14 protein-coding genes are annotated in these 25,624 nt (G+C 56.0%); 1 reads left to right on the top strand and 13 read right to left on the bottom strand.

The features are described 5' to 3' along the window. Positions 1-175 precede the first annotated feature (175 nt). The gene (locus J7I43_RS06080; protein ID WP_209144285.1) at positions 176-1,648 is read right to left on the bottom strand and encodes a glycoside hydrolase family 30 protein; all 1,473 of its coding nucleotides are present in this window, start codon (positions 1,646-1,648) and stop codon (positions 176-178) included. A gap of 25 nt (positions 1,649-1,673) precedes the next feature. Then, entirely contained in the window at positions 1,674-2,831 is a 1,158-nt protein-coding gene (locus J7I43_RS06075; RefSeq protein WP_209144283.1) for an alpha/beta hydrolase, read from the bottom strand. Between the two features lie 299 nt (positions 2,832-3,130). On the opposite strand from J7I43_RS06075, the gene J7I43_RS06070 reads away from it, so the two are divergent. Continuing rightward, positions 3,131-4,006, top strand: a complete 876-nt coding sequence (locus J7I43_RS06070; RefSeq protein WP_209144281.1) for an AraC family transcriptional regulator — start codon at positions 3,131-3,133, stop codon at positions 4,004-4,006. On the opposite strand, the gene J7I43_RS06065 is transcribed toward J7I43_RS06070, so the two are convergent. The 11 genes from J7I43_RS06065 to J7I43_RS06015 all read right to left on the bottom strand — a co-directional run bounded on the left by J7I43_RS06065 (position 3,981) and on the right by J7I43_RS06015 (position 25,623). Then, positions 3,981-5,183, bottom strand: coding sequence for a glycoside hydrolase family 130 protein (locus tag J7I43_RS06065; RefSeq protein ID WP_209144279.1), 1,203 nt, complete (start codon positions 5,181-5,183; stop codon positions 3,981-3,983). The genes J7I43_RS06070 and J7I43_RS06065 overlap by 26 nt on opposite strands. 84 nt (positions 5,184-5,267) lie before the next feature. After that, on the bottom strand, positions 5,268-5,810 hold the full coding sequence (locus J7I43_RS06060; RefSeq protein WP_209144277.1) for a BT_3987 domain-containing protein: 543 nt from the start codon (positions 5,808-5,810) through the stop codon (positions 5,268-5,270). Between the two features lie 20 nt (positions 5,811-5,830). After that, the gene (locus J7I43_RS06055; protein WP_209144275.1) at positions 5,831-7,513 is read right to left on the bottom strand and encodes a RagB/SusD family nutrient uptake outer membrane protein; all 1,683 of its coding nucleotides are present in this window, start codon (positions 7,511-7,513) and stop codon (positions 5,831-5,833) included. Positions 7,514-7,531: 18 nt separating this feature from the next. Then, positions 7,532-10,387 (bottom strand): SusC/RagA family TonB-linked outer membrane protein, encoded by a 2,856-nt coding sequence (locus J7I43_RS06050; protein WP_209144273.1) that lies wholly within the window; start codon positions 10,385-10,387, stop codon positions 7,532-7,534. Positions 10,388-10,414: 27 nt separating this feature from the next. Further along, positions 10,415-12,199 carry a RagB/SusD family nutrient uptake outer membrane protein gene (locus tag J7I43_RS06045; RefSeq protein WP_209144271.1) on the bottom strand — a complete coding sequence of 595 codons (1,785 nt, stop codon included), beginning with the start codon at positions 12,197-12,199 and terminating at the stop codon, positions 10,415-10,417. A 21-nt stretch (positions 12,200-12,220) separates the two neighbouring features. Further along, positions 12,221-15,553, bottom strand: a complete 3,333-nt coding sequence (locus J7I43_RS06040; protein WP_209144269.1) for a SusC/RagA family TonB-linked outer membrane protein — start codon at positions 15,551-15,553, stop codon at positions 12,221-12,223. A gap of 217 nt (positions 15,554-15,770) precedes the next feature. Further along, the gene (locus J7I43_RS06035) at positions 15,771-17,450 is read right to left on the bottom strand and encodes a DUF5060 domain-containing protein (protein WP_209144267.1); all 1,680 of its coding nucleotides are present in this window, start codon (positions 17,448-17,450) and stop codon (positions 15,771-15,773) included. A 189-nt stretch (positions 17,451-17,639) separates the two neighbouring features. Next, positions 17,640-19,067 (bottom strand): alpha-L-fucosidase, encoded by a 1,428-nt coding sequence (locus J7I43_RS06030; protein ID WP_209144265.1) that lies wholly within the window; start codon positions 19,065-19,067, stop codon positions 17,640-17,642. A 17-nt stretch (positions 19,068-19,084) separates the two neighbouring features. Continuing rightward, a complete protein-coding gene (locus tag J7I43_RS06025) occupies positions 19,085-20,842 on the bottom strand; it encodes a RagB/SusD family nutrient uptake outer membrane protein (RefSeq protein WP_209144263.1) in 1,758 nt (585 codons plus the stop codon). Positions 20,843-20,850: 8 nt separating this feature from the next. After that, positions 20,851-23,928 (bottom strand): SusC/RagA family TonB-linked outer membrane protein, encoded by a 3,078-nt coding sequence (locus J7I43_RS06020; protein ID WP_209144261.1) that lies wholly within the window; start codon positions 23,926-23,928, stop codon positions 20,851-20,853. 36 nt (positions 23,929-23,964) lie between these two features. Next, positions 23,965-25,623, bottom strand: a complete 1,659-nt coding sequence (locus tag J7I43_RS06015; RefSeq protein ID WP_209144259.1) for a RagB/SusD family nutrient uptake outer membrane protein — start codon at positions 25,621-25,623, stop codon at positions 23,965-23,967. Position 25,624 lies beyond the last annotated feature (1 nt).

The following is a 25,624-nucleotide window of genomic DNA, read 5'->3' as shown; positions in this document are numbered from 1 at the left end:
GCTAAGTAAAAGTTTGTACCCGGCTTCATCACACCTTTCAACCGCCGTTGCGTCGCACGCTTCAGCTGCCGGCCTTTTATCATCGGGGATTGTTGTTTTCCTCTCATCGCACACTGTCTTTTTCTTCCGGTATCGCCGCGCCGCCGGGTTAATACCTGGCAAAAAACTTGAACAATCACCAGCTTTTAAACACGTACGTTCCCACCGCGCCCGGCTGCAGCCTGAAATTGGCCACCGATCCGTTGTAGCGGATGCTGAAACCGCCCGTGTTGTAGGAATCGTTCGCCACGATCAGCACGATCCGCCCGTCCGGCGTTTTAAACGCCACGTTGGGCAGTACCGCCGTGTTTTCGATCACCGTTGCGCGTCGGATGCCGGGCCTTTCTTCGTCTTCGGTAAGGCTGACCGACTTATCGCCCGTAAAAGTAGAAGCGATCCTCACCGAGCCTTTCGGCACAAAAGCGGAAGCATGCGCAATGGTGTAATACGCGATATTTTTCTGCACACGGTCCCCCATGATCGTGATGGCTCCCTGGCACATGGAGCAGCCGCCATTGTCTGTATGCGGGTCGTTCAGCGAATCGGCGGCAAGGTTCCACAAGATCACGTTGCGGCTCCAGTTGCGCGTTGTTTGTATCAGCATTCTTTTTACCGATGCGGCGATATTCAGCTCGCCGCCGCCGCGCTCTATCACCATTTGTTCGGTGAAATAGATATTCTTGTCCGGCCTCGCCATATGCAGCGTGCTCATGGCGCCCATGTCGCCGCCGTAATGGTGAAAACCCGAACCGTCCACATACTTCGATATTTCCGGGTCGCTGAGCAACGCCAGCGGATAGTCTGCACGGTCGAGGTTATGATCGAACAAAATGATCTTCGTTTTGATGCCTGCGGCAGCGAACGCGGGGCCGAGATGTTTTTTGATGAACTCGCCCTGCTCTTCGTAATACCACTGCATGCTGGGCGTGTTGCGGGAATTAAGCGGCTCGTTCTGCACGGTTACCGCTTCGATGCGGATGCCTTCTTTTTCCATCGCCTGCACATATTTCACAAAATACTGCGCGTAGGTGGCGTAGTATTCCTTTTTTAATGCGCCGCCGCGAACGTTGTTGTTGGTTTTCATCCAGGCGGGGGCAGACCAGGGCGAGCCCAGGATGGGAATGCCGGGCTTGATGGCCAGGATCTCCTTCATTACGGGCACCACGTCTTTCAGGTCCTGCGAAAGAGAGAATTTTTTCAGTTCGGGATCGGTTTGCCCGGCGGGCAGGTCGTTGTACGAAAACACGAAACTGTTCAGATCAGACGCGCCAATGCTCAGGCGCAGGTAGCTCAGACCCGCGCCATCAGCGCCGAACAGTTCCTGCAGCAATTGTTTGCGCGCGCCCGGGCTCATGTTCACCAGGTGCTGCGCGCTGCCGCCCGTAATGGCGAAGCCGAAGCCGTCGATCTCCTGGAACTGCTGGCGCCCGTCGATCGTGATCACGGGGCCGGATGGGCGTACGTTAGTGCCGAGCGTGGAATTTTCCGTCTGTTTTTTCAGGAGGGCCGATCTGTCGGGCGTGGTCACCCAGGCCTCTACCTGTGCGGATTGTTGCGCATACAGCCCCGTGGAAAGGCTGCATGCCAGTAATAAAAAGTACGGTTTCATAACGATGCATTAATGAGTTAGAAAGTTAATGAAATAAACGCTGCAGAAAAGCATGGAGCTGCACGCGCCACACGGTCCATTCATGGCCGCCCGGCGTGTAGAGCGTTTCGTGGCGGATGCCTTTTTTGGCGAGCGTCTCCGAAAGCCTGCGGTGGCCTTCCATCCGCGGATCGTCCGTGCCGCAGCCGGTCCAGAGCAGGCGCAGTTGCTGGTTCACCGCTTGCGGGTTATCGAATACGCCCGGCGCGCGTTCGTTGATATCGAACGATTCATCCGCCAATAAACCAGAGCTGAATTGCCCGATCCACGCGAATGTTTCCAGGTGGCGCAGGCCCATCACGTACGCCTGCCCGCCGCCCATAGATAATCCCGCGATGGCCGTGTTTTCCCTGCCGGGCAGCGTGCGGTAATGTTTGCGGATGTAGGGCAGAATGTCCTGCAGCAGTTCTTTCTCCAGCGCTTCCATGCCTTCTTTGGTGCTGCCGCCGGCCCATGAGCCGTCGGTAAGACCGTTTGGCATCACGATGATCATCGGCCGGGTTTTGTCTTCGGCCAGCAGGTTGTCCATGATCACGTCCGCACGGCCGGCGGTTTGCGTCCAGCTGGTTTCGTTGTCGCCCCCGCCATGGCGCAGGCACAGTACCGGGAAGCGGCGGTTAGGCCCGGCTTCATATTGCGGAGGCAGGTAAATCCGCATGCTTCGCGGCTTTCCGAGGGCCGTGGAAACATACCGGACGGTATGCACGGTTCCGTGCGGCACATTTTGCCACTGGTCGAACGCCGGTTTGCCACCGCATACCTCTACCATGCTGCCGTATACTTCGGTGCCGGCTTTTACGTCCGGGTTGGAAAGGTCTGCCATGTTCACGCCGTCCACATTGAACAGGTAAGCATACACACCAGGAGGCTGCGGGCCGATGGTAATGCTCCATACGCCCGCACTGTCTTTGCGCATCGGTTGGGGTTTTACGTTCCATTCGCCGAAAAGCAATTGTACCTGTTTTACATCGCGTCCGCGCAGGCGGAAAGTGATGCGTCCGTCTTCATGCACTTCGGGAGAAAAGGGTTTGCCGGCGGGCTGCCAGAAACCCTGGGTGGAAAAACTTTTGTGCTGCGCTTCTACGCATAGCGGCAGGCAAAACAATGCCGCCGCGAAATACCATACCAGGTTATTTTTCTTCATACGCTGTTATTACGCCGCCGATCAGGAAAACACCCCTTTTTGTTATAAAAACATCATTTTTTAAAGGGAAATGTTCATAAAATTGATCATACAAGCGGATGTTCATTAAAAAACCATTACTGGTTTTATATTTTGTAGCTCGTTTATTATCAATTACATAAAACGACCAGGAGAAATTTCACGAACCGGAACATTGTGCGTTCCGTCAAATTTGATTAGTATTGGAAGGTTGCGGGCACTGAAAAAGGATCAGTACGCAATCAAAAAAACATCAATCACCGGCACCTGAATTGTACGTTATGTTTAAAGATCTGTTACGGGAAATCACCCCGCTTACGCAACACGATTGTTTCACCATGTTCTCCCGGAAAAAATCGGCTTTTAATTTCCCGCTGCACAACCACGAGGAAATGGAGCTGAACCTGATCCTGAACGCGCCGGGCACCCAGCGCATCATCGGCGACCATATCGACGAGATCGGCGATATAGAACTGGTGCTGGTAGGGCCAAACCTGCCGCATGGCTGGTTCACGCACCATTGCACCAGCGAGGAGATCCTGGAGGTGACCATCCAGTTCCATAAAGATCTTTTCTCGCAAAACCTGCTGTTAAAAAATCAGCTCATCCACATCCGCAACCTGTTCGAGAGCTCCAAAAGAGGCGTACTGTTCGACCGGGAAACCGCCCGGCAGATGTCTGACCGCATCCAGCAGCTGGACAAACGCAACGGTTTCGATTCCATCCTCGAATTGTTTTCCATCATCCACGACCTTTCCATTGCGCGCAATACCCGCATGCTGTCTGACGTAAGTTTCACCAAAGAAAACCTCAGCTTCAACAGCCGCCGGCTCGAGCGTGTGTTCGAGTATATGAACCAGCATTTTCAAAGGGAAATCCCGCTGGTGGAAGTGGCCAAACTGGCAAACATGCCCGAGGCTTCGTTCAGCAGGTTCATCAAACTGCATACAGGGTATACATTTACGGAAAACCTCACCGAAATAAGACTGGGGCATGTTTCGAGAATGCTGATCAACACCACGCATTCCATTGCCGAGATCGCCTACAAATGCGGGTTTAACAACCTCGCCAATTTCAACCGCATCTTCAAGCTGAAAAAGGGTTGTACGCCGAAGGAGTTCAAAAAGAACTTCAACGGGCGGCGGGTTTTTGTATAAACGGCGCGGCGCTGAACGCTTTGTTTTTGCGGATAAGCGCCGTGAGCGTTTGTTCGGACGTGGCGGAACGCAACCCGTCGGGTGCGGTATGCATGCAATAATCCACCAGTTGTTCTACCGTGGTCGTAGCCACGTGCATCCGCGAATCGCTGGATGCGTAATAAATGAACACTTTCCCGTCGTCGCCAACGATCCAGCCGTTGGAAAATAATACGTTCGATACGTCGCCCGTTCTTTCTTCCCCTTCCGGCGCCATCAGGTAACCGCCGGGCTTAAACGTAATGCGGGTCACGTCTGCAAGGTCCGTCATGAACATGTACAGCACGTACCGCAATCCCGCGGCGGTGTTGCGCACGCCGTGCGCCAGGTGCAGCCAGCCCAGCGGCGTTTTGATCGGCGCGGGGCCAAGGCCGTTTTTCCCTTCCGATATCGTGTGATACACTTTATTGTCGATCACCTGTTCGTGGTCCACCACGGCGTGCGTCATCGATTCGCAAAAACCCACGCCGATACCGCCGCCTTTCCCGGGATCGATAAAACCGTCCTGCGGGCGGGTGTACAGCATGTATTTCCCGTTCACGAACTCGGGATGCAGCACCACGTTGCGCTGCTGCGCCGAGCGCGTTACCAGGTCCGGCAGGCGCTCCCAGGTTTCCAGGTCTTTCGTGCGCACGATGCCGCATTGGGCCACGGCGGCAGACTGGTCGGTAGGCGGCGCCGAAGGGTCGCGCCTTTCGGTGCAGAAAAGGCCGTATACATAACCGTCTTCATGCTGCACCAGCCGCATATCGTAAATATTCGTGTCCGGGTTGTCCGTTTCGGGAATATGCATGGGCTCTTCACGGAAAACAAAATGATCGATGCCGTTATCGCTTTCGGCGAGGGCAAAGAACGATTTGCGGTCCCAGCCTTCCACACGCACGGCCAGCACGTATTTCCCCTGCCAGGAAATAGCGCCGGCGTTAAACACGGCGTTGATGCCGAAACGGGTCATCAGGAATGGATTCGTGTCCGGGTTAAGATCGTAGCGCCATTCAAGCGGCGTATGTTCTGCGGTGAGCACCGGGTAACGGTACCGGTCAAAGATCCCGTTGCCGGGGGATTGGACCTTGTTCGTCCTTTGCATCAGCCTGTTGTGTTCTTCGGTCAGCAGCTGCAATCTTTCGTCAAAATGCATAGTGTTATAATGTTATGGTCAAATTTATAGGTCAGCCTGATGTGATCCTGATGCTCTGTTTACAAAATGTGATGCTTTAAAAAATTACAGGGGCAGCTTGTTCACGTCCACCAGCACGAGCACCTGCCGCAGCGCAGGGCTCACACGGTTGTCGCCGGCGGAGATGTTCACCGCCAGCGCCAGTATCTTGCCCGGGTAGTTCTTCAGCGCAGCCACGTCCAGCTCCAGGTAAAAAGCCGCGCTGCCTGCGCCGGAAGGCAAGTCTACGGAAGATGGCAGCGTATACACCGCAGTGGGCATCGCCAGGTGTTTGGCGGGGTCCAGCGCGCCGGAAGCGATCATTTTCTGCACGGTGTCCGCATCCGTTCCCACCTGCACGCTGATGGCATCACCCTGCTCTTTGCCGGAGCGGTATACGCCGAGAATGACTTTCACCTTCCCCGAAGCTGCGTCCAGCTTGTAGTTGGCCGAGGCAGCATCCAGGCCGGAGGGCACCGTGTAGGATGCGCCAACCGTGGCCTGCGGCATGTACAGCACGGTATCGCCGAAGGCGGTGTTTTTGTCGTCTTTTTCGCAGCCCGCGGCCACGAGGCCCGCGAGCAGCATTATTGTGCATAGTTTTTTCATGTCTTTCGGTTTGGTGATGATCAATACCCTGTGTTCTGCGTGATCGCGCCTTTCGCCGCGGCTACTTCCGCCTGCGAAAAAGGATAACGGTACATCGCGGGATCGCGGAAAACGCGCGGGGTTACCTGCGTAACGGTGTAACTGAAAGTGTTGTCCGGGTTGCGCCCTACCGTCACGCCGAGCAATGGCTGATTGAGCACGCCGGCAGCGTCTTTCCAACGCAGCAGGTCCCAGTAACGGTGGTCTTCAAACGCCAGTTCCACCCTTCTTTCATGTTTCACCGCCACCCTGAATTCGTTTTTCGAAGCCGCCACCACCACCGGAAGCGATGCGCTGGCGCGGTCTCTCACCAACTGCAATGCCGCTCTCGCGCTGTACGGGAAACCCGCCGGCGCCTGATCGGGGCCGTAAGCTTCGTTCATGGCTTCGGCATAGTTGAGCAGCACCTCCGCGTAACGGAAAAGCACCCAGTTGTGCTGTGCAGTGCCGCCCTGCGTGAGGTTCAGCTGGTCTGTCAGGAATTTTTTCAGGTAATAGCCGGTTTTTGAACTGTTGGTTTTGGCCATATCGTCCGCACCGCCCGGCGACTGGTCGATCATACGCCCGTTCCAATTGCTGCCGTTGGTCACGATGGACGCGGCAAGGCGCGGGTCGCGGTTTTTATACGGATCGGCGGGATCGGGCGCGCCGGTATATTCATAAGCCGCTACCAAATTGTGCGAAGGCGTTACGCCGCTTCTGCCGCCCGGCGTGGAAATGGGATAGTTGAGCATTTCCGGTGAATTGCCCGCCGGGCGCCGCACCGCCAGGATCGTTTCTTTGCTGGTAAGCGGGTTGTTGCCCATGAAATAACTGCCGTAACCACCGGTATGCAGGGCATAATCCAGCTCCGTGGCGGCAAGCAGATCGCGCGCGGCAGCCGCTGCGCGTTCCCAGCGCGAAACATCGTTCGTGGGATTGTTCAGCGGGCTGGCCGCATACAACAGCACGCGCGATTTCAGCGCCAGCGCGGAACCGCGCGAGAACCGGCCGTCCTGGTCCGCATAACCCGCCACGCGCCAGTTAGACACCAGGCTGTCTTTGTAAGTATCGATCTCACTCACGATCCAATCCACGATCTCGTCGTAGCTTTTTTGCGGCAGCGCGGCGTTCGGGTTTTGCGCGTAGGTCGTTTCAATGAACTGCACCCTGCCGTACCGTTTGATCAGCTCCGCATAATAATATGCCCGCGCAATATGCGCTTCGCCGCGGTACCAGTGAATAAAAAGTTTGTCACGGTTATAGTTCGTTACATCAGCCACGGTATCGCGGTTGCGCGCGATAAATTCCCGCCAGCCGGTCGAATATTCAAGGTAAAAATTCGCCGCCCTGATGCCTTCGTACAGGCGTTTGTAAGAGGCTTCATCCGGGTTGCTCGCCGCGTTCAGCGAGCCCTGGTTGAACACCTGCACGTCGTTCACGGGATTGGTCTGCTGCGCTTCGTCCGAAACGGCGGCGAACAGGTTGTTGTCGATCGCCGAAAAACCGTATGGCAGCGAAGCGTAAAACGCGTTGCCGAATGTGTAAAGTGTAGCACGGTCCGTAATGATCGTGGAAGGCGTGGCGTTCGTATCGATCTTGGTGTCGAGGAAATCTTTGCCGCATCCGGCGGTGAGCGCCAGGCCGCCCGCCAGCAAAGCCATATATGGAATATTTTTCTTCATGGTGTGTGGGTTTGACGGTTAGAAAGTGACGGAAAGCCCGGCGTTAAACGATTTCATAACGGGATACCCGCCAAACGATTCCGGGTGCAGGTCGTAGTCTTTCAGCAGCTTGCTCCAGGTGAAAAGGTCCACCGCGGTAACGTAGATGCGGAATTTGGAAAGGCCCATTTGTTTCAGCGCCGCCGCGGTGAAGGAATAACCCAGCGTGGCATTGCGCAGCGAAAGGTAATCCCCGCTTTTCAGCCAGAAACTGCTCATCCGGTAATTGTTGTTGTTGCCCTGCGTGGTAAGCCTCGGGTACCGCGCGCTTCCGCGTGTATCGATCCCCTGGGCCGGATAATACGCCCACGCTTGCTGCGCCTGCGGATAGGCGTTGCCGTTATTGACGAACGGCTGGTAGATATTGGCATTGTCCAGCAGGTACACGGAAGCGCCGCGCGCGCCCTGGAACAATACTTCCAGGTCGAAGCCCGCATAGCTGATATTGCCGCCGAAAGCGTACGTCAGTTCCGGGAAAGCCGGGCTGCCGATGGCCGTAACATCGCGCTGGTCGATGATGTTGTCTTTGTTCAGGTCTTCGTACCGGAGGTCGCCCGGCTGCACCAGCCCGAAGCCCGGCACTGCCTGGCCGCCTTTAAGCGTACCGTCCGGGTTAAAGTCTTCCACGCCGTAAAATCCCCGGGACACCAGCCCGATGCGCGTGCCGAAAGCCCTTCCGGTAAGGGCGTTGTAAGAATAGGCGGGCGGTACTTCCGCCATATAGTCGATGCGGTTTTTGTTGTAAAATGCCATCGCGTTGAGGGAATAACCGATCTTGCCGGCTTTGTCCGCAAACACGGCGCTGGCCTCAAATCCTTTGTTGGTCATTTTCCCGAGGTTGCGGATCACCTGCACGTTACCGAACGCGCCCGGCACCATATTGTCCTGCGTGAGAATGCCGCTGCGTTTATCAAGGAACACGTCTGCCGTGAGCGAGAGTTTCCGGAAAAGGTTCACATCCACTCCCACATTGTATTTCATGCTTTTTTCGGCGAACACATCAGGATTGGCGAGGTACAGCGGCTGCAAAGCGCCCTGTGCGGCCGGATTGCCGTTGCCCGTGTAAAACACGCCGCTGTTCAGCTGGTAATATTGCTGGTACAGGAAACGCCCGTTCTGCCCTGAAAGCGGGCTGCCCGCCCCTTCCGCGTCAGCGCTGCCGGTAGCGCCGGCCGATGCCCGCAGTTTCATAAAGTCCACTACGGCGCTCTGCTGTAAAAAGTCTTCGGCAGACAAGATCCAGCCCACGGACACGGCCGGGTAAAATCCCCAGCGGTTGCCCGGCGCATAAGCATCGGAGCCGAACCAGGAAAAACCAATTTCCGCGAGGTATTTTTCACGGTATGCATAATGCGCCCTGCCGCTCACGTTCTGGTAATGGTAGGCCGCGGAGAAAAGACCGTCGCCCCGGAAGTCTGACTGGTGGTAGTTCAGCGCCGATTCAAAAGCATGTTCTTTCGAGATGTGTTTGTAACCGATGGTGAACATCAGCTGCTTCCAGTCTTCCTGCCCGCCCGGCGACTGGCTGGTGGCGCGGATCGGCGTGGTCTGGTCGGTGGTGGTTTTGTTGCCGTCCAAAAACCGCGCGTAGTTCGATGTTTTGCCGTAGTTGGAGATCATGTAGCTGTTGAACGAAAACGCCTGCGCCAGGTAAAGGCCCGGCGTAATGCCGTCCAGCCGTTCTTTCAGCTCAAAATTGCCCTGTAAAAAACGGTTGGTGCTGGAAACCCAGCCCAGTTCGCGCACGGATGCATGGGGATTGTTGGGATAAATGGAAGACCCCGACCATTCGCCGCTGGTTTCGTCTTTCGGGTTGTAAACGTTGGAAGGATAACGCGCCAGGTCGCTCCACAACTGGCCGGTGTTGTAGTTCGGCTGTTTGTTTTCGTTGATGCGGCCGCTGAGGTCCACTTTCGCTTCGAATATTTTAAACATCTTGAAGTCGAGGTTCGCGCGGATGTTATAACGGCGGAAAAGACGGTTGCTGGTGCTGTCTGTTTTCGGTACGTCGTAAAGCCCTTGTTGATTGAGGTAATTGAGGGTTACGTTGTAACGGGCCGATTCGTTGCCGCCGCTGAAGATGAGGTCTGCGTCTGAATACGGCGCCTGTTTTTTCAATACTTCCTCGTACCAGTTCACATTCACGCCGCTGCCGTTGCGGTATTGCTCGAGGGCGGCATCGGAATAGGCCGGCGACCAAACGCGGCCGTGGTCGTTGCTGATGGCCTGGTTGTACAGGCTGGCATAACCGAAACTGTTCAGCGGTTCCGGAATATTCACTGCCTGCTGGATGCCCGAGCGCACCTGGAATTGCACCGTGGGCTTGCCGGTCTTTCCGCGGCGCGTGGTCACCCAGATCACGCCGTTGGCGCCGCGCATGCCGAAAGTGGCCAGGGCCGCGGCGTCTTTCAGGATAGAGATATTTTCTATTTCCGAGGGGGAAAGACTGCGGAGATAATTGCGGTTCGATTCGAAGCCGTCGATAAAGATTTTATAAGTGTGATAGCCGTTCGCCCCACCGAGGTAACCGTACGTGCCGATGCCGCGTATGGCCAGCAGCGCGTCGTCGTTGCCGGGCTCGCCGCTGCCGTGGGTAACGGTTAGGCCGGGAAGGCGGCCGTACAGCGTATTGGTGAGATTGGGCGCGGGCGTTTTGTATAAGGTTTGCCCGCTGACGGTGGAAGTTGCGTGCGTGGAGAAACGCTGCTGCACGGAAAACAGCCGCGCTTCGGCATCGGAAGTGTCCGCCTCCGCAACCGGCCGCTGCGCCATCGTACCGCCGGCCAGCAGGCAGGCGGCGGCAAACAGGCGCGGGAATTTATATCGAATGCTCATGATCGTTTGTTTGATGTGGAAGAATGTTTAATAACCGGGGTTCTGCACCAGCACGCGTTTGTCGATCTCCTCCTGCGGTATCGGCTCGAGGTACATTTTCGGATGCCAGTAAGCCGAATAAGCTACTTTATCGTAATAGTTCAGGAGGTTTTCGGGCAGGCGGTCGTTGGCGCCCTGCGCTACCAGCGTAAACTGGAACTCGCGCATCGGCCCGCCGAGAATGCCGTTATCCAAACCCTGCAGCTTCCAGTGGCGCACGTCGAAATAACGTTTGTTCTCATTGTAATACTCTACCGCCCATTCCCGCTGGATCGTTTTCCGGAGAAGGTCTTTGTTGGTTTCCGTAATGGAAGGAAGACCGGCCCTGTTGTGCACGATATTGAGGTTCGCCAGCGCCTTGGAAGCATTGCCCGCTTCGTTATACGCTTCGGCGAGGGATAGATAAAATTCCGCCATGCGGAAGACGGGGAACTCGAACCAGATCCTGGTGCCCGCCATGTAATAGTATTTCGTGCTCTGCGCCGCTCCTTTACCGCGCCCTTCGTGGTTCTGACCGCTGCTGCACTGCGCGTAGCTCCACATATATTCGCCGGGATTGTTCCAGGTATCGATGCCGTGCGCATAGTTGGAAGCTTTGAACCTCGGTTCCATCGCTTCCATTTTCGCGCGGTAATCCGCGTAAGGCAATGCATTGCCGGCGCCCTGGCCGGGCCATTGCTGGTCCGTACCGTCTGCCCGGTAATAATTTTCCAGGAAGTTGGTGAGCATGCCGTAGTTATCGGTGAGGTACCGTTCGTTGCCGCTGTAACGGGTAGAGTTGTAGAATTTGAAGAATTTATTGCCGCCTTCGTCCAGCTTGAAGCCCAGCAGTACTTCGGCGTTGCCGGGAACGGACGTGGCCGTGCCGTAATCGTCGAACGCTTCCGGATTGGGCACGTTCACATCGCCGCCGGTGTTGATCATATGGTAACCGGCCTGCGTGGCCCAGGTGATCACGGCTTCATGCGCGGCGATGGCGGTGTTCCAGCGGTCGTTGTCCAGGCTGCCGAAACAGATCAGCGCGTCGTTGCCGCCGGTGGGCAAATAGGGCGTGGCGTTGTTGAACAAGGGCCGCGCGGCATAAAGCAGCGCCCGGGCTTTCACCGCGAGGGCCACGCCTTTGGTGATGCGGCCGTAATATTTCGCGTCCCAGTTATCGGGCAGGCCGGCGGCGGCTTCATCCGCCATTTTTACCACGAAGTCCAGCGTTTCCTGCAGCGTGGCGCGGGGGATATTGAGATTGTCGTCTGTTTTGAGCGTTTGCGTAACGATGGGCACGCCGCCGTAACGGATCATCATCCCAGCATAACGGAACGCGATGAGGCCCTTCATTTCGGCTTTTATGTATTCTTTTTCATTCCCGGGAATGTCGCCCACCTTATCGATATTCTCAAGGATGGTATAACATTGACGGATACACTGGAAGTTATCGAAGAAGTTGTCCGTGCTTTGCGCGCGGTTGTTTTCGAAAGGCGTGGGCGCAAACCCGGCGGACACAAAACGCTGCAGGCTGGCCCAGGTTTCGCCGAAAGAAGTTTCGCCGGATATGCCGGAAAGAATGCCGTTGTTCAGCGAGCGGCCGTTCCACAGGTTCTGCACCAGCACCTGGCGGTACGCTGCGGCAATGGCCCCTTCGGCGCCGGCGCGGTTGGAAAATACCGTTTCAATGGTGGTATTGCCCGTCGTTTCCGGCTTTTCGAGGAAATACTTCTGGCACGAAGTAAGGCTGAGCCCCACGATCATCATGCCTGCGATATATTGAAATACTCTCATGGTCTGTAATTTTGATGGGTGTTAAAACCGGACGTTCGCCCCGAATACATATACTCTCGTCATCGGGTACACGCCGTAGCCGCCCGTGTCCGTCGATTCCGGGTCAATTCCTTTGTCTACCGCTTCTTTGCTCCAGGTGATCACGTTGTTCGCGTTCACGAACAGGCGGATGGAGCTGATCTGCGCTTTTTTCAGCACGGGCGTGACCGGGAAAGTATAAGCCAGTTCGATGTTTTTAAGGCGGAAAAAATCCGTGGAGATCAGCCAGAGGTCGCTGGTGAGGTAATTCGCATTACCGCCCGTGCCGCCGTGCATGGTAGCCCGGGGATACAGCGCCTGCTGGCCCGACGCGGCCTTTTCGGGCGTCCAGCGGCCGTCGTATTGCCATTGCAGCGCATTGCCGGCTGTCTGGAAAAACGGTGTATTGAACTGGTAGTTGGCGAGATTGAAAGAGCCTTTCGCCGAGCCGTTGAACAGCAGGTTGAGGTCGAAACCGTGATAGTTGACGCTGGTGCGGAAACTGTACGTGTATTGCGGAAGATTCGAATAACCGATGGGCACAATGTCACGCGTGTCGATCAGGCCGTCGCCGCTGATGTCCCGGTAACGCACATCACCCAATGTGTTTTTATTGCCGTTGAAGGTGTTAAACGGGCGGTTGTTCAGTTCTTCCTGCGTGTTGAAAAATCCGTCCGTCACCAGTCCTTTGTACTGGCCGATCGCGAAGCCGGTCTGCGCCATCCAGTAGTACGCTTTCTCGGATTCCGCGCGGTATTTGATCTTATTGCGCGCATAGCTGAGGTTGCCGCCGATGGAATAACCGACCTTCCCTCTCCTGTCTTCCCAGTTCAGCACCAGCTCGTAACCGTGATTGGTGGTGACGCCCACGTTGGCGGGCGGCACGCTTCCGGCGCTCACGCCAAACGCATAAGGAATGATCTCGCTGAGACTGGTGAGAATGTTGTTGCGGTCGTCCTGGAAAAGGTCCGCGGAAAACGACAGGCGGTCTGCAAAAAAGCGCGCTTCCAAACCGACGTTTTTCTTCACCGCTTTTTCCCAGGTCACCATCGGGTTGCCGATATTGCCTTCCGTAATGCCCGAATAATAAGGGTTTACGGCGGAGCCGTTGCTAGTGCCCCAATAATAGCCGGCCTGGCCGGTATTAAAAGTGCTGGGCAAATAAAGGTATCGCCGCCCGCCGATCTGATCGTTGCCCACTTCGCCGTAAGAACCTCTTACTTTAAGAAAGGTAAAGGCGTCGCCTTTGGGAAAGAAGGGCTCGTTAGACACGACCCAGCCCGCCGAATACGCTGGGAAAAACCCGAAGCGGTTGCCTTCCAGGAATTGTTCCGTGCCGTTGTAACCGGCATTGAACTCGGCGAGGTAACGTTCCTTGTAATTGTAAGACACGCGGCCCACCAGGCCCATAATGCCGGAAGGCGTGTTTTCGCTGGAATTCGGCATGCTGTATTTCTGCGCCTTCGCCAGCAGCAAAGCCGTTACGCCATGCGCGCCGAATTTGTTGGCATAGTCGATGCCCGCATCAAAATACATTTTCCGCCACACGGAGTTATGCCCCGGGTCGGGGTTGTAGCCGTCCGCACCTTTCGCGCCGCCGAAGAAGTCCAGCTGGTTGGGATTGGCGGGATTGCGGCGAACGGAATAAACGGAAAGAGAAGGATAATAGGTATTGGCTTTTACGTAGCTGTCGTCGTAGTTCACGGTGCCGCGCAGCGAAAGGCCTTTAGCGAGGTACTGCATGTCGTGCCGCACCACCACGCTCCCGCTGAGCAGGGTATTGTAGAGTGTTTCGGAACCGCTGATGAGCAGGTTGTAAATGGCGTTCTGCGGGCCTTTCAAACTGCCCAGCTTGATGCCGAGCGGGTTGCCGAAAGAGCCGCCGGGGCCTGAATAGGCATTCACCAGCTTTCCGTCTACCAAACCCGGCGTGGTGATCGGGTTGGAATCGAAAATATATTGCATGATGATCTTGTAGCGGCCCGCCATATCGTACGGCCCCGCGCCGATACCGGGCCCGGTGGTGGTGCCGAACTGGCCCGCGAGATTCACGGATACCTGCAAGTTCTTCACAACGTCGATATCGAAATTGGAACGGAAATTATAGCGGCTGTAACGCGATTCGGTATTCGCTCCTTCGTAAGATGTATTGCGGAGAATGCTTCCCTGGTCGAAATATCCCAGCGAAGTAAAATACCGGATGCGCTCGGTGCCGCCGGAAATATTGACGTTCAGCTGCTTCTGCGGGCCGGTGCCGCTGAACTGGTCGGCAAACAGGTCGCGGCTGCCGTAGTACAGCGCATTGCTTTCTTTCAGCTTTGTTTTTTCTTCGGCGGAAAGCTGCGACATGGCGTCCACTTCTGCCGGCGTATAGTCGCGGTGGTTAGCGAACTTCCAGAGATCGTCGTCCGTAAACAGGTTGTTATCGAAGCTCGTATTGCCGAAAGCGCTTTGTTCCGCCCTGATGGCTTCGTTGCGCATCACTGCATAGTCGTGGGAGTTGACGTTGTGCAGCAGGTTGGTGGCGCGCGTAAAACCGAAATTGGCGGATGCGCCAAGCTGCGCGCGCCCGGAGCGGCCTCTTTTGGTCGTAACGATAATGACGCCGTTCGCGCCGCGGATGCCGTATACCGCTGAAGCGGAAGCGTCTTTCAGCACGCTGATGTTCTCGATCTCGTTCGCGTCCATCGCGTTGAGCTGGTCGTAAGCGCGTTCAGGGGCCTGCTCCACCCCGTCGATCACCACCAGCGGGTTGGCGCTGCCGGCGAAAGTGGAAACGCCCCTGATAAAGATCTGCGTGCCGTTGCGTCCCGGCTCGCCGCTGCTTTGCAGGCCGCTAAGGCCGGGCGCGTTGCCCACCAGCATGCTGGAAATATTGGTAACGGGCGTGCTCACCAGCTCTTTACCTGAAACCGCGGCTACGGAACCGGTAACGGTGACTTTTTTCTGCCGGCCATAGGCTACCACCACCACGTCTTCCAGGCCCACGCTTGCGTCCTGCAATACGATGGTGAGCGCGGCGCCGTTGCCCGCCGCCTGTTCATGCGGCTGGAAAGCCATGTGGCGGAATACCAGTATGCTGCCGGCGGAAGGCACGCGGATGGAGAATTTCCCGGCAGCGTCCGTAGCCGTGCCGTTATTGGTGCCTTTCACGCTGACGCTCACGGAAGGGATCAGCTCCCCGTTTTTGTCTTTCACCTGGCCCGTCACCAGGATGGCGCCCTCCTGGCTGTTCTGCGCCCTCATGCCGCTCCAGGGAAAAGCGCACAGGAGGAGGACAAACAGGTATAAAAGGCGGCGCAAATAGAACGGCTGGCCTTCAGTTACTGATTTCATACGTAGAATGTTTCATGATTTAATGAGATTAATTGCGGAAAGGAATGCCTGTGCCGCGCCTGCCACAAATAATGTACAGGCCGGTAAAGTTGGAATAATGGCTTGTGATTTGGTTGAATGCGATTTTTGTATCCCGTTATCAAAAGTATCAAAGAGTACCGCGCGATTCTGATGCATTCTTAACATTTGCTTATGCATAAACCAATGCCAAACCGCTCTACTTATCAAGTATCAGCACCATGTCCGTATTCGGCGCAAGCTGTATGCCGGCCACCGCGTTTTCCGCGCTCCTGCTGCCTTTCAGCGTGCCGAATCTGCCGGATTCGCAATCGTATGTGCGCCATTGCGGCGCCTGCGTTCCAGGTGATACTATGCTGACGTTCGCGCTAACGGCGGAGGTGGTGGGATTGTACACGTATACGTAGGTACTGTTGCCGCATTTCACAGCGTACACTTCGGTTTCCTTCGCGGAAGAAACGGCGGAAGCATGGGCAAAAGCGCCTTTTCCTGCGCGCGTCATATCGTCCAGCACGGTGCGCACCCGTGCAATGTAAGCGTCTGTGCCGCGGTCGTCGAAAAACTCCCACCACCAGCTGAGCGGCAGTACCGGCGTGGGAACGAACAGGCCGTACCACATGCCGCGTTTGAAATCGCTGTCCATGCTGTCCGCAAACTGGTTAAAATCTTTCTGCCAGTCGTATTCGTAGCCGTATTCGCCGATCACGTATGGTTTGCCGAACTCTTCGGAATATTTTACGATGGTCGTGGGCAGCGCGCGGTTGTTCTTATAAATGTGTTTCTGGTTAAAATCGATGTCTGGTATGGAATTGAGCCCTTCCAGGTCGCGGTGAGAAATGCTGGTGGTCACCAGGTGCTCATACGGGTCGATGGATTTGAGATATTGGCTCATCTCGGTATGCCACTGCGCGATGGAAGCCGCGCTGATGGGGTTGTTCCGGTCGCGGAACTGCACATTGTCGATCTCGTTGAAAAACTCCCAGGCGCCGATGGCGGGGCTATACCCCCACCGCGCAACGATAAACCGCAGGCGGTTCCTGTACTGCGCTTTTGCTTTTTCATCCGTAAAAAATTCGCGGGACGAAACGGCGTACCTGCCCTGGCGCGCATCGTGCGTGCCGGCGCCGAGGGTGAGCATGATGTAGAGGCCCAGCGAATCGGAAAGGTTCACCATTCGGTCCATTTTCTGAATGGCTTCGGGGTGGAAATATTCCTGCGAATCGTGGTAACGGTGATTGTTGATGCCCGTTTTCCAGTCCAGCGGCAGGTTCCAGGAGCAGATCCAGGTGCGGAAATAGTTACCGCCATGCGATGCCAGCGAACGGAGCATGTATTCGTAATTGTATTTCGGCTGTTCATGCAGCGCTTTGAAGAAACGGGAATCGTCGTTGGCGCGGGATTCCCAGCAGATGTTCTCCCCCACGCCGCGGAACAGCTCGCCGTTGTCGAAACGGAACGACCAGCTGTCGTGCGCGTGCAGGATGCCTTTGTCTTTGGTGGCGCGGGCGCTGAATGTGTTTTCTTTTGTGGCGAATGCTGGCCGGCCGTTTTGTTTCAGGCTGAAGCTGTAACGGTATTTACCGGTTTCCTGCGGGGCGAAGCGGGCTTTCCAGCGGGAAATGCCGCCGCCCTGGCCGGATTCATAATAACAGGGCAGCGAGAGTTTTTTGCCGGATGGCGTTACCAGTTCCATATCGAGCAATACTTCCTCCTGCAGGTACGGGTTCCTGAAATCCGCGCGCAGATCGATGTCCCATTCCGCTTTGCGATATTGTTCCGCGCTTTTGGCGGCGGGTTTGGCGGAGATGATCATTGATTGCGCAATGGAATAGAACGAACAAAGAATAATGCCTAATGTGATGAGCACGGTTTTTTTCATGACGTAAGAATATAGAGACGTGAACAATTCAATTTCCGCCTCCAAAACTAGCCCGCGAAACAAAAGGCGGTTAATGTATTTTTAACAAATATGCATGTTTTCCATTTCGGGAACATCAACTTTCCATGAAAAAAGGGCCAGCCTCTAAAGGCCGGCCCTATCCAATTTATCAATTCAAATCTAAAACGATTATGTTTTCGCGTCCTGGTATTGCGCGCCCTTCTTGCCTTCACCCCCGGTTTCCAGCACGATCACTTGCGGCATGGCAAACCATTTCCGCTCAAAATGGACCAGGTACTGGTTTTTGGCGATCTCCTCCACGCGCAGTTTTTTGCCGCCCGTGCTGGCAGTTGATATTTTCACGCCGGCGGGTACTTTTACTTTCAGCAGGCCGCTCACCGGCAGGTTAAATACGACCATGTTCAAGGTGTTCGGCCGGGAAGGAGCCGTGAAATATCCCCAATCCTGCTTTTCCCAACCGGCATAACCCGAGTTGTAGATCACATTGCCGTTGTTCTGCATCCAGGAACCGATCTCCGCCGCGATACGCTGCTCTTCCGGGCGGATGCTGCCGTCGCCGGCGGGGCCGAAATTCAGGAGGAAATTGCCGCCCATGCTCGTGGTATGCACCAGCATTTCGAGCAGTTCCAGCGGGCTTTTCACATGACTGATGCTCCAATCCTTATGGTATCCCCATTGGTTTTCAGGAACGGTCATGCAGGCTTCCCAGTCCCATTTCGTTACTTTCAGGTCGGTAACGGGATCGGGTAAACGGCGCTCGTAGCCGGATTCGTAATCGCCCATCAGCTGGCCGTTGGAATCGAAATGGCGCGCCCCGCGGTCGTCCGCGCGAAGGCGGCTGTTCACGATCGCACCGGGGGAAACCTGTTTCAGCATTTGTTCCACTTCATACGTCCACCAGCCGTTTTTCTTCACGGAGTTATCCCAGGTGCCATCGAACCAGAAAGCTTTTACGGTGGGGTAATTCGTCGCCAGTTCTTTTAACTGGTTGAACGCAAAATCAAGATAACGGCGGAAAGCGACACTGTCTTCCGGCGATTTGATATCGTACCGCCAGTCCGGGTGATGCCAGTCCAGCACGGAATAATAAAAATTCACATCGATGCCTTCCGCGTTGTAAGCGTCGACCAGTTCCTTTAAAATGTCCTTCCCATACGGCGTCCGGCTGATGTTGAATTCTGTGAACCTGCTCGGCCACAGGCAAAAACCTTCGTGGTGTTTGGTGGTGATGGTCATGTATTTCGCGCCCATGCGTTTCGCCATGCGCGCCCATTCTTTGGCGCTGAACTTTTTCGGGTTGAACTGGTACATCAGCGAATCCCAGGTGGAGCCGGGGATCTTCGCGCTGGATTTCAGGAATTCCGCCGCATAATTGTACGTTTTCCCGTTCCAAACCCCGCCGGGGATGGCGTACAGCCCCCAGTGGATGAATTGCCCGAAACGGTTGCCGCGCCAGCGTTCCATGGCAGCGTCCGTTCTTTTGCCGGTACGCTGCGCGCCGTATTGCAGCTTGAATTCTTTTTTTGCGTCCTGCGCGGCCAGGCTTCCCGTGGCGAGAAGCATGGCGCACAGGGCGGCTGTTCTTAATTTTATCATAATCATCTTTCTTTTTCTTACCATCCAGGGTTCTGCAACAATGTCGGCACCTTGTTGATCTCAACCTGCGGCACCGGCATAAAATACATCTGCGGGTTCGAAAACTTCCGGTTTTCGAAGGCGAACTTTTCGAACGTAAAGGTATCGCCATTTTTTATGGCCCTCATACCGTACATATCGCCGCTGCCTTTTTCATGGAATTGTTTCCAGCGCAGCAGGTCGAAAAAGCGGTGACCTTCTTCAAAGGCCAGCTCCACCCTTCTTTCGTTATGGATCGCTTCGCGCATCGCGTCTTTGGTCAAACCGGGGGCTAACTGGTAAGGAACAAGGCCGGCGCGGCTCCTGATGGCTTCCACGGCGGCGTATACAGCCGGCACGGGGCCATCGGCTTCGTTCAGCGCTTCCGCGTATCCCAGCAGAATTTCGCCATAACGGATGGAAGGCAGGCAGTGCGAAGGCGTAACACCGTAGTTGCCGCCGGCGTTTTCGTCCAGCGCTTTACGCCACAGGTAACCCGTGCGCGTGGAGGAACTGTTGGTGTTCAGCCCGTCCTGCGGGGCGAACTGGTACAGCCATACCGGTTCCTGGCGGTTGCTGGTGCGCAGCAGCCAGTTGGCGCCGTTGTAGAGGATAGAGTAATAAAAACGCGGATCGCGGCCGGTATACGGATCGTTTTCGTCGTAACCGCTGCCTGCTTCGCCGATCATTTTGCCGTTGGCCATCGGGAATGCGTCTACCAGCTGCTGCGTGGGAAAACTGTAGGTTTGCCCCCCACGGGACGAAGGCAGCAGCAGGTTTTCCAGGTTGCGAGTGTTGGCCTGCATGATGAGGAAGATCTGCTCCTTGTTCTTACGCTCGATAAACGTGGTGTAAAAACCGTAACCGGGGCGGGTGGTATTGTCCGTCACCAGTTCGTACACGCCCAGTTTCATTACCGCGTCGAACGCGTCGGCGGCGAGTTTCCAGCGTTCCGGGCGGATGGTCGTATTGCCTGTGAGCTGTTTCTGCGCATCGCTGGTGCCTACGTTCCCCTCGTTGAAAAGCGGGCTGGCGGCGTACAACAGCATCTTCGCCTTTACAGCGAGCGCCGCGCCGCGCGTGGGCCGGCCATATTCGCCGCCGAGCTGTTCCAACGGCAGCACAGGCGCAACCGCTTCCATTTCTTTCACAACATAGTCCACACATTCTTCAAAACTGTTGCGCGGCAGGTTAAAATCGTCTTCCAGCCCGTACACTTTATCGCCGATCAGCGGCACGCCGCCATGCGTACGCACCAGGTGGAAATAAAAGAACGCCCTAAGAAAACGCGCTTCCGCCTTTGCCAGTTCTTTGCGCGCGGGCGAAAGCGGGCTGGCCTCCACATTGGCCAGGAATATGTTGGCCCTGCGGATGCAGGTATACGGCATGTTCCAGTGGTCGTTGCGCATGCGGGTAAAGTCTGCCACGCCCTGGAACGTAGCGCTGTTGTAGGCTTGCGCGGTCTGCGCCGTAGCGCCGGACCAGCGGATCTCCGAATCGTCGGTGGCGTCTGAAAAAGACCAGAGGCCGCCGCCGAACAGGCCGTTGTCCATAAAATAAGTGTAAGACAAATTGCGGTAAACACCGTTGAGAAAATTCATCGTCAGCGCACTGTCCGAAAAGGTCTTTTCCCGGTCGATGGTGCCGGTATCTGTTTTATCGAGGAACCCGTCGCCGTCTTTGCGGCAGGCCGCCAGCAGCAGCAATGCGGCCGCGGCGCCCAGGAATATCTTTTTATAGCGGATGTTCTTTTGCATAAGTCGGATTATTTAAGTGAAACCTGTAAACCGAAATTGTAGATCTTCTGCTGCGGATAGTTGCTGTATGCTTCTGTTTGTGCGGAGCCGCGCGGCGATTCAGGGTCTACGTCGTAGATCTTCAGGTTGAACCAGGTGAGCAGGTTGAGGCCGTTGGCGTACAAACGGATGTCCTGCACGCCCAGGCGGCGCACGAGGCGCTGCGGGAAGCGGTAGCCCAGCTCTACGTTCTTCAGGCGCAGGTAATCGCTGGGGCGCAGCCAGAAGGTAGACAGGTCGAAGTTGACGCCGCCGAGGCGCGGGTATTCCGCCACGTCGCGGGTTTCGGGCGTCCAGCGTTTTTTATGTATTTCCGAAGGAATACCGTTGCTGTTGCCGATCTGCAGCAGCGTGGATGCGTCCATACTGCCGCGCGCGGCGCCCTGGAACAACGCGGAGAAGTCCAGCCCTTTCCAGGAGAAACCCGCGCTGATGCCGTAGGTCACCTGCGGGATGTTCGGGTAACCGATCGGGCCGATGTCGCGGGAATCGATGAGGCCGTCGCCGTTGATGTCTTTGAATTTGATATCGCCGGGCTGTACGGTTTTGCCTACTACTTCGGGGCTCTTTTCTATGTCTGCCTCGTCGTAATAAAACCCGTCGAACGTATACCCGTAGATCTGCCCGATGGGCCTGCCGGTTTGCGCCAGCAGCGGGTTGGCGGAGTTCTGCGGTTCGTCGCGGTACAGGACCTTGTTTTTCGCGAAAGAGAAATTGCCTTTCAGGAAATAATCCACGTTGCCGATCTTATGCCGGTGCGTTACATCCAGCTCGTACCCTTTGTTGCTTACGCGGCCTACGTTCATGGGCGGCAGGCTGATGCCGGAATAGTTGGGCACGGTGCCGCGCGTGGTGAGAATGTCGTAACGGTAGTTGTCGAAATAATCGGCGATCACTTCCAGTTTGCCTTTGAGCATCCGCAGCTCAACACCCACGTCTATCTTGCGCTCGCGCTCCCAGCGCACATCTTCGTTCGCCAGCGCGCCGGGTGTTACCACGCCGGACGTAGTGGGGCTTTCCCCGAAGTTATAGTTCTGGTTCGGCGTTTCGTAGATCTCTTCGTAGAGGTACTGGAAAGAGTTGGGGAACTTGTCGTTGCCCACTTCGCCCACAGATCCGCGGATCTTGAAATGATCGACGAAAGTGATGTTGTTTTTGAAGAACGGCTCTTCGCTGATGTTCCACCCGGCAGACACGGCCGGGAAAGAACCGTACCGTTTCTGCGCCTTGAACCTGTCTGTACCGTTGTAACCCCAGTTGAACTCGAACATATAGCGGGAACGGAAATCGTAACCCACGCGAAGCGAATAACCGCGGAAGTTTTCCGGCACATCGGCCGCTTCGAGACGGGTTTGCTGGTTAAACAGCGCGAGACCGTACACGGTATGGTCGCCGAATGCGCGGCGGTAATTGAGCATCAGCTGCGGGTTCACCACGCGCAGCGGTTTGGAGCGGCCGCCTTCCCAGCCACCGTCTGCCGCCAGCAACGGAATGCGGCTCAGCGTGGGAAATACCGGCTGGTAGGTATCCGATCCCGCTACATATTCGTATACCGGGAACTGGCCGCGGGTAAGGCTTCTGCGGCGTTCGTAGTTGTTCGTATAAGCGAGCGTTCCGCGCAGCGACAAACCTTCGGTGATGAAGTCGAGTTTCTGGTTGGCGGTAAGGTTCAGGTTGAGATCGGTGTGATATGCGCGTTTGTAGCCTGCGTATTGCAGGATGCCCACGGGGTTCAGCGTAAAGTCCTTGCGGCCGCCGTAAGACCCGTCAGGATTGTACACAGGGTACACCCAGGGCGCGAGCAGGCCGGACGTGATGCGGCGCCAGAAAGGCCATGCGCCGCCGGCCATTACGTCGGGAAAGTTCGGCTCGTTGATCTCGGAATTGCGGGCGGAAAGGTCGAGCCGGAGGCTGAGGTCTTTCGTTACGTCCACGTCGAGGTTGGAGCGGAAGTTGTAACGTTTCAGGTAATAGTTGCTGTTGAAATCCTCGTCCTTGGGCATGTCTTTCATGATGCCGTTCTGGAAGATGTAGCCGAGGGAAACGAAGTACCGCACATGTTCCGTGCCGCCGTTGATATCGAGATTGTTTCTTTGCTGTACCGTGTTTTTCTTCATCACTTCCTTGTACCAGTTCACGTTCGGGTAACGGTACGGATCGTCGCCGAGGCGGAAATGCTCGATTGCTTCGGGACTGGTATAACCGGGTAGGAACAGCTCGGGGTCCTGGTTGGAATTTTTGTAATGTTCTATCAGCAGCGGTATCGCTTCGTGCGCGGGCAGCGGCTTGCGGTACACGGTAGGCTGCTGGAAGCCGGTCTCGGAGCGGAAGGTGATCTTCGGCGGGCCCTGTTTGCCGCGGCGGGTAGTGATCACCAGTACGCCGTTCGCGCCTTTGATGCCGTATATCGCGGTGGTGGATGCGTCTTTCAGGATCGCCACGCTTTCCACTTCGTTCGGGTCTATCTGGTTCACCTGGTCGTAGCTGTATTCGATGTCGTCTACGATGATCAACGGCTGGCTGCCGCCGCTGTTGTAAGTGCTTTGGCCGCGGATGTAAAACGCCGCGCCGTCTTTACCCGGCTGGCCGCTCGTTTGCTGCTGGAAAAGGCCCGGCAAACGGCCTACGAGCGAGTTCTGCAAACTCGCCGCGGGGCTCTGCCGCAGCTCTTTCCCGGTGATCATGCTCACCGCCCCGGTATTCGTCATTTTTTTCTGCGGCGCATAACCTACGGTCACTACTTCACCGAGGCCCGTCACGGAATTTTCGAGCACGATGTTGATGCTGGTTTTTCCTTTAAAACTGACGGTCTTGTTGGCATAACCGATGGAAGAAATGATCAGTTCGTCGCCGTTGGCGCGGAGCGTGATGGAAAACGCGCCTTTGTCGTCGGTAAGCACGCCGTTAGACGGACTGGCCGCTTCTTTCACCGTAGCGAAAGGCACGGGGCCGTCTTTATCGCTCACGGTGCCGGTAATTTTCTTTCCCTGCGCCATGGCTCCAGCCGCGAGCAGTGAAAAGAAGAGGATCGATATGATGTGTTTCATGGTTGCTGGTTGAATTTTCATAAAAGGGAAAGTCGCTTATTCCCAGCCGGGATTCTGCACCATGCGGCTGTTGGTCTGCATTTCGTTGTTCGGCACAGGGTACCAGTACATCCGCGAGGCGTCGAACACGGAGGTGGACGCGTTGAACGCTGTGTAGGTAAAACTTCCGTCTGCCTGCTTTTCGATGCGCATGCCGCGCAGCGGCTGGTTCATCACGGCTTCCGCGATCTTCCAGCGGCGTATGTCCCAGAAACGCTGTTCTTCAAACGCCATTTCTATCCTTCTTTCATTCTGTATGATCGCGCGCAGTTCCGCTTTGGTAACCGTCGCCAGCTCGGGAAGGCCGTACAGCCCGTCCGCGCCGGCTTTGATGCCCGCGCGTTTGCGCACGAGGATGAGATGGTCGTACACTTCCTGCGCCGGCCCGCTTTCTTCATTACGCGCTTCGGCAATAGAAAGCAGTATTTCAGCGTAACGGAACAGCACCCAGTGGCGCGTTACGTTGGCATAGGCGCTGGTGGATTCAAACTTGCCCATCAGCTTGCGCATGTAATAACCGGTTTTGGTCTGGATGAGAATGCCGCCGGGTTTGTCCAGCCCGCCTTCGAATGTTTCGACGGAACGGTTGAGCCATTTTTTGCCGTTGTACAGCACCGTTGCATCCAGGCGCGGGTCGCGGTTTTTGTATGGCTCCGCGGGATCGTAACCGGATGTGGCGTCGGTGATCGGTTTGCCGTCGAGGGTGAGGAAGGCGTCTACCAGGTTCTGCGAAGGACTGGTCTGCCCCTTGCCCGCCGCGGCGTTCAGGTAACCGATGGGACCGTTGGCCTGTTCCACCGTTTGGTTCGGCGCGAGCATTTTGGCGAAGATCATTTCGCTGGTTTTCCCGGAAATGAACACGCTGAGATAATCTGCGGGAAGACCGTACACGTTCAGGCCGACCACGTCTTTGGCGGCATCGGCGGCATCCGCCCAGCGCTGCGTGTTGCCGGCAGGGTTATAAAGCGGGCTGGCCCAATACAGCAGCACACGGGCTTTGAGCGCCAACGCGGCGCCTTTGTTGGCACGGCCCAGGTCCGCATCGTTCAGGCTGGCGGGCACCAGGTCGTCTTTGATCGCGTCCAGCTCGGAAACGATATAGTTTTTGGTTTCTTCGAGCGTATTGCGGGGCAGGCTAATATTGTCGGTGAACTTAAATACGACATCGCCCACAACCGGCACGCCACCCCAGCGTTTCATCAGTTCGAAATAGAAAAACGCGCGCAGGAAACGCGCTTCCGCCTTCCACTCTTTTTTCAGCTCGTCGGTGGTAGGCACATTATCTATTTTCGACAGGAACATGTTGGTCATGCGGATGCCTTTGTAATTATTGTTCCAGGCATTGTCCTGCACATTGAACGGGCTGATCCATCCGCGCCGGAAATCGCCGCTGCGGTCGCCGTCTGTGGAAGCCATGGCATCGTCTGTTGCCGCATCGAGCACGGCGGAGCCCAGGCGGTTGCCATAAGCGGGCAGCAGGCCGTAGGTGCCGTACAGGAAAGCCTTTGCATTGTCCGCATTCACGTCTATCTGGTCAAACACAAGGTCTTCCGTGAGCTTGTCCATCGGCTCCGCTTCCAGCGTGCGCTTGCAGGAAGTATGCAGCGCGCCGGCCACGGCGAGTATAAGAAGGAAATGATTTTTTTTCATGATCATG

Origin of the sequence: Chitinophaga chungangae, assembly GCF_017742215.1 — a bacterium.
Classification (GTDB): domain Bacteria; phylum Bacteroidota; class Bacteroidia; order Chitinophagales; family Chitinophagaceae; genus Chitinophaga; species Chitinophaga chungangae.
This window is presented reverse-complemented; position numbering and strand designations above follow the sequence as displayed.